Source organism: Caballeronia sp. INML2 (genome assembly GCF_023631365.1).
GTDB lineage: Bacteria > Pseudomonadota > Gammaproteobacteria > Burkholderiales > Burkholderiaceae > Caballeronia > Caballeronia turbans.
Map to the genome: position 1 here is coordinate 34,957 of NZ_JALQDH010000038.1, position 12,382 is coordinate 47,338.

Here is a 12,382-nt window from a genome sequence, read left to right on the forward strand (position 1 = left end):
GCGTAATCCTGTGAGTTGAGCGAATGGTTCAGTGCGCGCCGCGATGCACCGCGTGCCCGCCCTGCAGGTGATCCGAGCGGCGATTGCGCGTGAGGAAGGCTGCTGCGGCCGCGACCAGCGACGCGACGCCGAGGCCGTACAGGCCGCCCGAGACCGAACCCGTATGTTGTTGAAGATAGCCGAAGGTCGCGGGAGCGAAGAAACCGCCGAGATTGCCGACCGAGTTGATGAGCGCGATCACGCCGGCCGCGACGCGCGCATCGAGGTAGCCCTGCGGAATCGGCCAGAACAGCGATGCCGCTGCCTTGAAGCCGATCGCCGAGAAGCAGATCGCGACGAACGAGAGCACCGCGTTGCCGGTCGTCGATGCGAACAGGCCGCACGCCGCGATCACGAGCGCCACGGCGAGCCACGCCTGCTGGAAGCGCCAGCGCGCGGAGAGCAGCGCGAAGCAGTACATCGCGACCATCGCGATCATCCACGGCACCGCGTTGAACAGGCCCACCTGAAAATCGGTGAGGCCGCCCATCTTGCGGATGATCGTCGGCAGCCAGAAGGTGGCCGCGTAGATCGTGAGCTGGATCGCGAAGTACAGGAAGCAGAACAGCACGATCTGCGGGTCTTTCAGCAGTTTGATCGCGGACACGTGCGCGCTGCCGCTCGCGGCCTCGCGCTCGGCTTGTTCCGTCGTGATCGCCTGTTGCAGCGCGCGTTGTTCGCTGGCGCTCAGCCAGTGCGCATCGCCGATGCGCGATTTCAGCAGCATCCAGCTTGCGCCGCACAGCAGCACGGAGAAGCCGCCTTCGATCAGGAACATCCACTGCCAGCCGTGCAGGCCGAAACCGCGGATCGACAGCAGACTGCCGGTGATCGGACCCGACAGCACCGATGCGAACGCCGAGCCGCCGAGGAAGATCGCGACCGCCTTGCCGCGCTCCTTCTGCGGCAGCCATTGCGTGAAGTAGTAGACGACGCCCGGAAAGAAGCCGGCTTCCGCGATGCCCAGCAGAAAGCGCAGCACGTAGAACGACGTGTCGTTCCAGACGAACGCCATCGCCGCCGCGACGATGCCCCACGTCCCCATGATCCGCGTGAGCCACGCGCGCGCGCCGTACTTCTGCATCAGCACATTCGACGGCACTTCGAAAAGCGCGTAACCGACGAAGAACAAGCCGCTGCCGAGACCGTACGCGGCCGCGCCGATGCCGAGATCGGCCTGCATGTGGGCGTTCACGAACCCGACGTTCACCCGGTCGATGTAGTTCGCGATGAACATGATGAGAAACAAGGGCAGCACGTGGCGCTTGACCTTGGAACTGGCCGATTCGAGCAAGTCGGCGGAGGCTGTGTTCAAGGGTGTCTCCTTTACTGATCGCGTGGTATGTTGTCTGATGACATTGTATGGCGACAGTGGTATCGCGCCAATCTCGTGTTTACCCTTCTCCCGTGTCGCCTTGTCTGACGGGCGTTTGCGCAACGTATCGCTTGCGACCTCCGGTCTGCCCCAGTTCGAGTTAAGAGGTCCGATGACTATTGGCGACGGTCATCGGACCGCCGCGCGCGGCGACACCGGACAAGTCACGGCGAGCTTTGCCGCGCATGAAAAGCGTCGTGCTTAAGGGAGATGGTGTCGTTGCGCTGGCATTGCGCGAGATCGCGCTCGGCGTTATGCGGCGCGGTTTTGTGCATGGCATCGCGGTTCAGCGAATCGCGGAATTGTTCGCGGCGAGCGGCGTGCATTTCATCGACCAGACGCACGCGATCGCCGCGCTCGTGCGCGTGGTATCGGTGGCGATCGGCGTGGGATTTGTGCTTCGAGGGACGTTGTGTTCCGGCCGCTGTGGACGCCGGATGCGCACGCGGACATCGATCTCGCGTGGAGTGAGGAGCAGACGAATCCCGCGGCGGAGAACGTGCGGCGCTTCGCGATCGAGCATTTCGCGCGAATCGAGAAGCGCGCAGAAGAGGCGCTGAAAACATGCTGCCGGCACGCGGCCGGCCGTGTCGGATTACTTCGCTTTCTGACCGATCTCGTGATTGGCCATGATTTCGAGCGCGCGCACCATGCCCGAGTGATCCCACGCCTTGCCGCCGTGCGCGGCGCACGCGTTGAAGAGCTGCATGCACGTCGACGTGTTCGGCAGTGCGACGCCGAGCGCTTGCGCCGTCGCGAGCGCGAGATTCAAATCCTTCTGATGCAGCTCGATGCGAAAGCCCGGATTGAAGGTGCGCTTGGTCATGCGCTCGCCGTGCACTTCGAGAATGCGCGACGACGCGAAGCCGCCCATCAGCGCGGTGCGGACCTTCTCCGCATCGACGCCCGCCTTCGACGCGAGCAGCAATGCCTCGCCGACCGCCTCGATGGTCGCCGCGACGATCACCTGATTCGCGACCTTGCACACTTGCCCCGCGCCGACTTCGCCGATCAGCGAGATGTTCTTGCCCATCATGTCGAAGAGCGGCTTGACCTTGTCGAACGTGGCCTGCGCGCCGCCGACCATGATCGTGAGCGAAGCGGCCTTCGCGCCGACTTCGCCGCCGGACACGGGCGCGTCGAGATAATCGGCGCCCTTCTCGCGCACTTTCGCCGCGAACTCGCGCGTGGCGATCGGCGAAATCGAGCTCATGTCGACGACGACCTGACCGCTCTTCAGCTTGCTGGCGACGCCGTTCTCGCCGAACAGCACGCGTTCGACGTCCGGCGTATCCGGCACCATGATGAAGATCACGTCCGCCTTCTCGGCGACGGCGGCGGGCGAATCGCATGCCGTGGCGCCCGCGCCCGTCAGGTCCGCGGGCACGCCGCTACGCGTGAATGCCCCGAGCTGAACGCCGTTCTTGAGAAGATTGGCCGCCATGGGATTGCCCATGATGCCCAGTCCGATGAAGCCTGCCTTTTGCATGTATCGCTCCTTGATGTCGATTTCGGTGGCTGCCCGGTCGAGGATAGCGCGTGTCGCGCTTACGCCGGGATGAAGTGTTTTTTGACGGCCTGCGCGGCGTTCCTGAGCAGGCCGAGATCCGCGCACACGGCAACGAGCGTGCAGCCCAGCGCGATATAGCGCTCCGCGTCTTCCTGCACGGGCGCGAGAATGCCGCTCGGCTTGCCTGCCGCGTGCGCGCGCTCGAACACATGTGCGATGACCGCCTGCACGTCCGGATGGTTTGCGTTGCCGATGTGACCATACGACGCCGCAAGATCCGACGGGCCGACGAACAGCGCGTCGACGCCTTCCACTGCGATGATTTCGTCGATTGCTTCGACCGCCGCGCGGCTTTCGATCTGCACCGCGACGCTGATGTTGTCGTTCGCCACCTGGAAGTAGTTCGGAACCGTGCCATAGCGATTGCCGCGATGCCCGACCGACACGCCGCGGATGCCCTGAGGAGGATAACGCGTCGCGGCGACGGCACGCTCGGCCTCGGCGGCGTTGTCGACGAACGGGACCAGGAAATTCACGAAGCCCGCATCGAGCAGCTTCTTGATCGCGACGGGATCGTTCGCCTGCGGGCGCACGACGGGCGCGCTCGCGCTGTCTTTCAGCGCCATCAATTGCGGGATGAGCGTGAGCGCGTCATTCGGCGCGTGCTCCGCGTCGAGCAGCATCCAGTCGAAACCGACCACGCCGACGAGCTCCGTGACGACCGGACTGGCAAGCGACATCCAGCAGCCGATCAGCTTCTTGCGTTCACGCAGCGACGTTCGGAATGAATTGGGCAGCGGTTGATACGGTGACGAAGACGGCATGATGCCTCCCTGTGGCGACGGCGATCGGATTGGAAAGCGGCACGTCCGGGAACGCTTAGTCATCGGACGTCTTAACACAGGGTACAATCATTTTACGGTTGAGCGACAGCGGCGTTAACCCTGATCGCCTTGTATTACAGGCTTCGTCTCACGTGTTCGCCTGCGATATCTTATACGATGTCTTATTTCTAGCCGAGTCGATCGTCATCAAGGGCTAAATTGACGAGAGCGCTCGGCGGCGGGAAGATGCGTTGTCGGACATCCACCCGCACGCCCCGCGCGGCGCTTCGTGCACGTCCGCTTCCAAGCGACGCGAAGACGTCCGACAACGAAACACCATCGCCCTTAGAAAATCACAATCAATCAGCAACGAATACCATGGCCAGCCTCACCGAAAAAGTCGTCGCAAGCCTGTTCGAGGATATCGAACGCGGCGTCCTCCGTCCCGGCGACAAAATCCCGACCGAAGTCGCGCTGATGAAACAGCTGTCGGTGAGCCGATCGGTCGTGCGTGAAGCGGTATCGCGCTTGCAGGCGGCGAATGTGGTCGAAACGCGTCATGGCGTAGGCACGTTCATTCGGGCGCCCGAGGAACGCGAAGCGGTTCGTCTGGCCGATGCGGATTTGTCCAGCCTCCTCGACATCATGGCGATCATCGAATTTCGCATCGATCTGGAAGGCGCGGCCGCCGCGCTCGCCGCCGGCCGTCGCACGGAGGCGCATCTCAAGTTGATTGCCGCCGCGCTCAAACGCTTCGAGGAAGAACTGGCGAGCGGAAGTACGGATGTGCTGCAACACGACGTCGAGTTTCATTTGCAGATCGCTCGGGCGAGCGGCAACCGCTATTTCCATGACGTGCTGAGCCAGATGGGACGCGCCGTCAGTCCGCGCACGAGACTCGGCAAAGCGGAGATCGCGGAGCTGGATCAGATCGAGCGTCTGCGCAACGTGCTCAGCGAGCACAAGGCGATCTATCAGGCGATCCTGCGTCAAGATCCCGACGATGCGCGCGCCGCGATGCGCATGCATTTGAGCAATAGCCGGGAGCGGTTGCGACAGGTGCATGGCGCGAGCTGAAGCTTCGTATCGCGTGCCGTGAACGCTCATGTTTTAAGCGATGCATCCTGGCTGCTTAAGTAAACAGAAGAGTTCGTATGTTTACGTGGTAGTAGTTAACAAGCACCGCGCAATTCAGTGGATAACGTCTGGTGTGCGTTGTGCATCAGGCACTTACCGCGTAAACAACTTCGGTATATCGCGTCCGGTTTTCGCTTGAACCTGGAACAACTTTCGGGCCGTTGCGAGACGCGTCGAGTTGTTCAGAAATCGCAACAGTTAACTCGGTCAACTGCCAACAAGGTTGTCCACAGGTGGAGAAGGGCACGCTCGACCGCAGCCGGTCGCTTTTTCGCGAGATTGCAGGACGGTGCGCCTCTTGTGGCCTTCAGAGGCGGCCATTTAGCGATACACACGATCGCCCGTCGCGCGCAAAAAAAAGAGCGCTGGAAAAGATCCAGCGCCCCTTTGACATCGATAGCGCTTGCGCACTCGCAGATGGGTAGGCTCAGCGGCAGACAAGAGCCTTGTAGCCCAAACCGACGACTAAACCCCCATCACTCCACCGTAACAGACTTAGCCAGATTTCTCGGCTTATCGACATCCGTCCCACGCGCACACGCCGTGTGATACGCGAGCAGCTGCAAGGGCACGACGTGCAGAATCGGCGACAGCGCCCCATAGTGCTCCGGCATGCGGATCACATGGATACCGTCCTCGCTGACGATGCGCGTATCCGCATCCGCGAACACATAGAGCTCACCGCCACGCGCACGTACTTCCTGCATGTTCGACTTCAGCTTTTCGAGCAGCGCGTCGTTCGGTGCGACCGTCACCACCGGCATCGCTTCGGTCACGAGCGCGAGCGGCCCGTGCTTGAGTTCACCCGCCGGATACGCTTCCGCGTGGATGTACGAGATTTCCTTGAGCTTCAACGCGCCTTCGAGCGCGATCGGATAGTGCAGCCCGCGACCGAGGAACAGCGCGTTCTCCTTGCGCGCGAACTCTTCCGACCACGCGATGATCTGCGGTTCCAGCGCGAGCACGCTGTTCAACGCCGCCGGCAAATGCCGCAGTTGCGTGAAATACGCGGCTTCCTGCTTCGCATTCACGTGACCGCGCATCTTCGCGAGCGTCACCGCCAGCACGAACAAGCCGACGAGCTGCGTCGTGAAGGCCTTCGTCGATGCCACGCCGATTTCCGTGCCCGCGTGCGTCAGGAACGCGAACTCGGTCTGGCGCACCATCGCGCTCGTCGCGACGTTGCACACCGCGAGCGTGTGCTTGTGGCCGAGCGCCTGCGCATGCTTGAGCGCGGCGAGCGTATCGGCGGTTTCGCCCGATTGCGAGATCGTGACAACCAGCGCCTTCGGATTCGGCACCGACTCGCGATAGCGATATTCGCTCGCGATCTCGACCTGCGTCGGAATCTTCGCGATCGATTCGAGCCAGTACTTCGCCGTCAGCCCCGAGTAGTAGCTCGTCCCGCACGCGAGAATCAGCAGGCTGTCGACGCCCGCGAACGCGTCGCGCGCGCCTTCGCCGAACAGGCCCGGATCGAACTGATCGGCTTGCGGGATCGTGTCGGTTATCGCGCGCGGCTGCTCGAAGATTTCCTTCTGCATGAAATGGCGATACGGCCCGAGCTCCACCGCGCCGCCGTATGCCGTGACCACACGCACTTCGCGCTCGGCGGGCAGCCCTTCGCGATCGACGATCTTCACGCCGTCGAGGCCGATTTCCACGACATCGCCTTCTTCCAGGAACGCGAAGCGGTCGGTGCTGCCGGCGAGCGCGAGCGCGTCCGACGCGAGGAAGTTCTCGCCCTCGCCCACGCCGACGACGAGCGGCGAACCCTGGCGCGCGCCCACGACCGTATGCGGCTGATTCCTGTGCATCACGGCGATCGCATACGCGCCGTGCAGTTGCTTCACCGCCTCGCGCACGGTCTGGAACAGGTCGCCGCGATACATGCTGTGGATCAGATGCGCGATGACTTCGGTATCGGTCTGCGAGACGAACTCGTAGCCCTTGCCCTTCAGCATCTCGCGCAGCGACTCGTAGTTCTCGATGATGCCGTTGTGCACGAGCGCGACGGTATCGCGCGAGAAGATCGGGTGCGCGTTGTCGGTGACGGGTGCGCCGTGCGTCGCCCAGCGCGTGTGGGCGATGCCGGTCATGCCGCCGAGATTCGAATCGCGCACTTGCGCATCGAGATCGGACACGCGCGCGACGCTGCGCGCGCGGCGCGGCTCGCCGTTGCTCAGAACGGCCACGCCGCACGAGTCGTAGCCGCGATACTCGAGCCGGCGCAGACCTTCGACCAGCACCGAGACAATGTTACGTTGCGCTACCGCGCCGACAATTCCGCACATGGACGTTCATCCTTTGAAACTTGCATTCGAAAGCGCGGTGCACGAAGCGCCGCGCGCGTTGGGCTGAGTCTTCGACAGCCTTACGACTTCTTCTTCACCGGGCGCTTGTAGCCCGTCTTGCTGACCTGCGTCTTCTCGTTGAGCACCAGCTCATCGACGCCGACATCCTTCCACACCGTCGTGCCCGCCGCGATAGTCACGCCGCGGCCCACGCGCACCGGCGCGACGAGTTGCGTATCCGAGCCGACGAACACGTCGTCCTCGATCACCGTGCGATGCTTGTTCGCACCGTCGTAGTTGCACGTGATCGTGCCCGCGCCGATATTCACGCGCGCCCCGATGTCCGAATCGCCGATATAGCTGAGATGGTTCGCCTTCGAGCCGTGGCCGAGCACCGCGTTCTTCACCTCGACGAAGTTGCCGACATGCGCTTCATCGGCGAGCTTCGCGCCCGGACGCAGCCGCGCATACGGCCCGAGCACGACGTTCGCGCCGGTCGTGCCGCCTTCGATATGCGTGTACGCATCGACGCGCGTACCCGCGCCGATCACGGCATCGCGGATCACGCAGTTCGGGCCGATCGTCACGTTGTCGGCGAGCGTCACGCGCCCTTCGAACACGCAATTCACGTCGATCGACACATCCGCGCCGCATTCGAGCGTGCCGCGCACGTCGATGCGCGCCGGGTCCATCAGCGTCACGCCCGCGTCGAGCAGCGCATGCGCCACGTTGCGCTGATGGATGCGCTCCAGTTCCGCGAGCTGAATCTTGCTGTTCACGCCGAGCGTTTCCCATTCGGCGTCCGGCTGCGCGGTGACGACTTCCACGCCCGCGTCGATGGCGCGCTCGACCACGTCCGTCAGATAGAACTCGCCCTGCGCGTTGTTATTTTTCAGCGACGCGAGCCACGTTTCGAGCGTGCGCGTCGGCGTGATCACGATGCCCGTGTTAATTTCCGCGATGCGCCGCTCTTCCTCGCTCGCATCCTTCTGTTCGACGATCTTTTTCACTTTTCCGGCCGCGTCGCGCACGATGCGCCCGTAGCCGGCCGGATCGCTCACACTCACCGTCAGGACGCCGTAGCGCTCGGCGCCCGCCGCATCGATCAGGCGCTTGAGCGTGCTTGCGCGCGTGAGGGGTACGTCGCCGTACAGCACGAGCGTCGGAACCGATGGATCGAGCAGCGGCAGCGCCTGCTGCACCGCGTGTCCCGTGCCGAGTTGCCGGTCCTGCAGCGCAAACTGGACGTCCGGCGCGCCGACGGCTTCGCGAACCTTGTCGGCGCCGTGCCCGACGACGACGACGAGACGTGTCGGCGACAACGTCCGGGCGGTATCGATGACGTGCGCGAGCAAAGGCTTGCCCGCCAATGAATGGAGTACTTTCGGCAGGGCGGAGCGCATGCGCTTGCCCATGCCGGCAGCCAGAATCACGATGTTCATCGCAGGAAGCCTTGCTGGGTATGACGAGCCGCCAATATATCACTCGGCTCTATGGCGCAATGCGGCGAATCCCACGCTGCGCCTTATCGGATAAAGGGTTACAGGTCGTCGAACTGCACAATTGAATCCGTGCCGGACGATCCTGACGGTTCGCTTGCACACGGTTCCTCGTCGAACGCGATATCGCCTTGGGGATCGGCCTCGCCCGTCGCCCGCAGTCCCGCGAACGGAAACAATTTGCTGTCCATCAGATGCGAAGGCACCACGTTCGACAGCGCGTTGAACATATTGTCCACGCGGCCCGGGAAGCGCTTGTCCCATTCGCGCACCAGCGCCTTCATTTCCGCGCGCTTCAGGTTCGGCTGGCTGCCGCACAGGTTGCACGGGATGATCGGGAATTCGCGCAGTTCGGCGTACTTCTCGAGGTCCACTTCCTTCACGTAGGCGAGCGGACGGATCACGACGTTCTTGCCGTCGTCGGATTGCAGCTTGGGCGGCATGCCTTTCAGCTTGCCGCCGTAGAACATGTTGAGCAGCAGCGTCTGCAGGATGTCGTCGCGATGATGACCGAGCGCGATCTTGGTCGCGCCGAGCTCGCCCGCCACGCGATACAGAATGCCGCGACGCAGGCGTGAGCAGAGCGAGCACGTGGTCTTGCCTTCCGGCACGAGACGCTTGACGATGCTGTACGTGTCCTGATTTTCGATGTGAAACGGAATTTCGAGCTTGCTCAGATATTCCGGCAGCACGTGCTCAGGAAAGCCCGGCTGCTTCTGATCGAGATTGACGGCGACGATCTCGAAGTTGATCGGCGCGCGCTCGCGCAGGCGCATCAGGACGTCGAGCATCGCGTAACTGTCCTTGCCTCCGGACAGGCACACCATCACCTTGTCGCCTTCCTCGATCATGTTGAAGTCGCCGATCGCCTCGCCGACCTGACGCGCGATGCGCTTGAACAATTTGTTGTTCTCGTACGCTTCCTTCTGCTGGCGCTTGGTCAGCGCCTCGCGCGTGGGCTTTTGCGCCTCTGCGGCTTCGATCGTGTCACGCGCGTTCATGCTCGTTCCTCTTTGATGCGAAAGACTTCGACGCCCACCGCGTCGCAGTCGGGATAGACGTCGGGCTTTTCCGTCGATACGGCCACTGCGCGCACGTGCGGATGCGCGAGCAAGGCGGCGGCGACGTCGTCGCACAGTGTTTCCTGCAAGTGGATGTGGCCCTGCTTCACGCGCGCGGCGATGGTCGAGCGCATGAAGTCGTAATCGACGACTTCGGACAATTTGTCCGCGACGGGCGTCGACAGCGTAAGCGGCACGTACAGCTCGACGTTGATCACGACACGTTGCTCGCCGCGCTTCTCGAAGTCATGCACACCGATGTTGATGCGCACTTCGTAGTTGCGCAGAAAAAGCCGCCGGCAATCGGTCAGCCGGGGATGCGAAAGTGCGGCAAGCATGTGAGTTCCAATATTCAATAAGCGCGTTTCAAGGCGTGCGCGGGCCGATCATGTACATCACGTCGCGCGGGCTCGGCACGAGATGCTGGCCGCCATCGACGACGAGCGTCGTGCCGGTCACGCCGTGCGCGTTCGCGAGATAGCACGCGGCCTGCGCCACGTCTTCGACCGTCGATGCGCGGTTCAGCGGCGTCACGCGATGCGCCGTCTCGAACGACGCGGGCGTCTGCCCGGTGGAAATGAGCGTCAGGCCCGGCGCGAGGCCGACGACGCGCAGCTTCGGCCCGAGCGCCTGTGCGAGCGCGACGGTGGCGTTTTCGAGCGCCGCCTTCGTCAACGTGTACGACAGGTAATCCGGATTCATGTTGTACAGCTTCTGGTCCAGCACGTTGATGACGACGCCGCGCCTTGCATCGTCATCCGCGGCTTCGGCTGGCGTTGTTTCGTGCAGCATGCGCGCGAGCGTCAGCGGCGCGGCGACATTGATGGCGGTCATCGCGAGCAATTTCGCGTAGCCGAAATCGATGGCCGTATCTTCGTCGAAGCGCGACGCGCAGTTCACGACGCAATTCAGCCCGCCGAACGCCTCGACGCACGCGGGCACGAGTTGCGCGACCTCGGCCTCGACGCCGAGATCCGCCTTCAGCGCGACCGCGCGCCGCCCAAGCGCCTCGATATCCGCTACGGTTTCCCGCGCTTCATGCTCCGAACTGCCGTAATGCACGGCCACATTCCAGCCCTGCCGCGCGAATTCCAGCGCGACACCGCGCCCGATGCGTTTTGCCGCGCCGGTTACGAGCACGACGCGGCAACGTGAAACCGGACCGGAAGACGGTGAGTTAGCGGAAGAAAACGGCGTGGAAGCGCTCATTTACAATACTGGGATGAATCCGAATGCCAGACAAACCGATAGTTTACCTGCTCCGGGCGCCGACGCGCTCGCGCAGTCCGAAGCACTGACAGATCTGCTGCGCGAACGCATCGCCGCGGCGGGCGGCTGGCTGCCTTTCGACCGATACATGGACCTCGCGCTGTACGCGCCCGGTCTCGGCTATTACAGCGGCGGGGCGATGAAATTCGGCCGCCGCGCGGAAGACGGCAGCGATTTCGTCACGGCGCCGGAACTGTCCCCGCTTTTTGCGACGACGCTCGCGCGGCCGGTCGCGCAGGCGTTGCAGCAGACCGGCACGCGGCAATTGATGGAATTCGGCGCGGGCACCGGCAAGCTCGCGGCGGGTTTGCTGAGCGCGCTCGCCGATCTCGACGTGTCGTTCGACAGTTACGCGATCGTCGATCTGTCGGGCGAGTTGCGCGAGCGCCAGCGCGAGACCGTCGAAAAGCAGGCGCCTGCGCTCGCCGCGAAGGTGAAATGGCTCGACGCGCTGCCCGACCGGTTCGAAGGCGTCGTGATCGGCAATGAGGTGCTCGACGCGATGCCGGTGCGCCTCGTGGTGCGCAAGCTCGGTGCGTGGCACGAGCGCGGCGTCGTCGTGCTGAACGATCGCCTGGCCTTCGACGACAGGCCGATCACGCCGGATGCGCAGGTCGAGCTGATCGATGCCGCGATCGACGATGCCAACGACGAGCCTTTCACCGAGTACGTCACCGAAACGCACGAAGCCGCGCTAGCGTTCACGAAGACCGTCTGCACGATGCTCACGCGCGGCGCGGCGTTCTTCATCGACTATGGATTTCCGCGGCGCGAGTTCTACCACGCGCAGCGCGCGACGGGCACGCTGATGTGCCATTACCGGCATCGGGCGCACGCGGACCCGTTTCTGTATCCCGGTTTGCAGGACATCACCGCGCACGTCGAATTTACGGGCATCGCGGAGGCCGGCGTCGAGACGGGCGCCGATCTGCTCGGCTTCACGTCGCAGGCGCGTTTCCTGATGAACGCCGGCATCACCGATGTGCTCGCGGATCTCGATCCCGCCGATGCGAAGCGCTTTCTCCCCGCTGCGAATGCGGTGCAAAAGCTGCTGTCGGAAGCGGAAATGGGCGAGCTTTTCAAGGTGATCGCGTTTTCGCGCGGGATTCCCGGCACGCTCGACGCCTTCGCGACGGGCGATCGTTCTCACACGCTATGAGTGCGCGATCATGATCCGCTGGCTGCTCACGACTTTCATCGCGCTTGCGATTCTCTCGGGCTCGCTGCCGTGGCTGAAGAAGATCGGCATCGGGAGGTTACCGGGAGATTTCACGTTGCGGATTTTCGGACGCGAGTATTCGTTTCCGTTTATGTCGACTTTGTTGTTGTCGATTTTGTTGTCGTTGATTGCGCGGGCGATTTGAGGTTTTTGCC

Annotated in this window: 11 protein-coding genes; 3 read left to right on the plus strand and 8 right to left on the minus strand. The window is 63.3% G+C overall.

From position 1 onward, the window contains the following. Window positions 1-28 precede the first annotated feature (28 nt). The 3 genes from NCT32_RS13065 to garL form a co-directional block, all read right to left on the minus strand. Window positions 29-1,276 (minus strand): MFS transporter, encoded by a 1,248-nt coding sequence (locus tag NCT32_RS13065; RefSeq protein WP_250490398.1) that lies wholly within the window; start codon window positions 1,274-1,276, stop codon window positions 29-31. Window positions 1,277-2,009: 733 nt separating this feature from the next. Beyond that, window positions 2,010-2,918 carry a 2-hydroxy-3-oxopropionate reductase gene (locus NCT32_RS13070; protein WP_409241429.1) on the minus strand — a complete coding sequence of 303 codons (909 nt, stop codon included), beginning with the start codon at window positions 2,916-2,918 and terminating at the stop codon, window positions 2,010-2,012. A 44-nt stretch (window positions 2,919-2,962) separates the two neighbouring features. Beyond that, complete coding sequence (gene garL / locus NCT32_RS13075; protein ID WP_061120289.1) at window positions 2,963-3,748, minus strand: 2-dehydro-3-deoxyglucarate aldolase; 786 nt, start codon at window positions 3,746-3,748, stop codon at window positions 2,963-2,965. Window positions 3,749-4,126: 378 nt separating this feature from the next. On the opposite strand from garL, the gene NCT32_RS13080 reads away from it, so the two are divergent. Then, a complete protein-coding gene (locus NCT32_RS13080) occupies window positions 4,127-4,825 on the plus strand; it encodes a FadR/GntR family transcriptional regulator (protein ID WP_061120288.1) in 699 nt (232 codons plus the stop codon). 536 nt (window positions 4,826-5,361) lie between these two features. Here the strand turns inward: NCT32_RS13080 and glmS are convergent. The 5 genes from glmS to NCT32_RS13105 all read right to left on the minus strand — a co-directional run bounded on the left by glmS (window position 5,362) and on the right by NCT32_RS13105 (window position 10,948). Continuing rightward, window positions 5,362-7,179, minus strand: a complete 1,818-nt coding sequence (gene glmS, locus NCT32_RS13085) for a glutamine--fructose-6-phosphate transaminase (isomerizing) (protein WP_061120287.1) — start codon at window positions 7,177-7,179, stop codon at window positions 5,362-5,364. An 80-nt stretch (window positions 7,180-7,259) separates the two neighbouring features. Beyond that, on the minus strand, window positions 7,260-8,621 hold the full coding sequence (gene glmU / locus NCT32_RS13090; protein WP_061120286.1) for a bifunctional UDP-N-acetylglucosamine diphosphorylase/glucosamine-1-phosphate N-acetyltransferase GlmU: 1,362 nt from the start codon (window positions 8,619-8,621) through the stop codon (window positions 7,260-7,262). 98 nt (window positions 8,622-8,719) lie between these two features. After that, window positions 8,720-9,679 (minus strand): tRNA 2-thiocytidine(32) synthetase TtcA, encoded by a 960-nt coding sequence (ttcA, locus tag NCT32_RS13095; RefSeq protein ID WP_250477186.1) that lies wholly within the window; start codon window positions 9,677-9,679, stop codon window positions 8,720-8,722. Continuing rightward, window positions 9,676-10,077 carry a dihydroneopterin aldolase gene (locus NCT32_RS13100; protein WP_061120284.1) on the minus strand — a complete coding sequence of 134 codons (402 nt, stop codon included), beginning with the start codon at window positions 10,075-10,077 and terminating at the stop codon, window positions 9,676-9,678. The genes ttcA and NCT32_RS13100 overlap by 4 nt, the downstream gene beginning before the upstream one ends. Window positions 10,078-10,105: 28 nt before the next feature. Then, a complete protein-coding gene (locus NCT32_RS13105; RefSeq protein ID WP_061120283.1) occupies window positions 10,106-10,948 on the minus strand; it encodes an SDR family oxidoreductase in 843 nt (280 codons plus the stop codon). 13 nt (window positions 10,949-10,961) lie between these two features. Here NCT32_RS13105 and NCT32_RS13110 point away from each other — a divergent pair, with 13 nt between their 5' ends. Next, window positions 10,962-12,167, plus strand: a complete 1,206-nt coding sequence (locus NCT32_RS13110) for a class I SAM-dependent methyltransferase (RefSeq protein ID WP_250477187.1) — start codon at window positions 10,962-10,964, stop codon at window positions 12,165-12,167. Between the two features lie 10 nt (window positions 12,168-12,177). Beyond that, on the plus strand, window positions 12,178-12,372 hold the full coding sequence (locus NCT32_RS13115; protein ID WP_061120281.1) for a DUF2905 domain-containing protein: 195 nt from the start codon (window positions 12,178-12,180) through the stop codon (window positions 12,370-12,372). Window positions 12,373-12,382 lie beyond the last annotated feature (10 nt).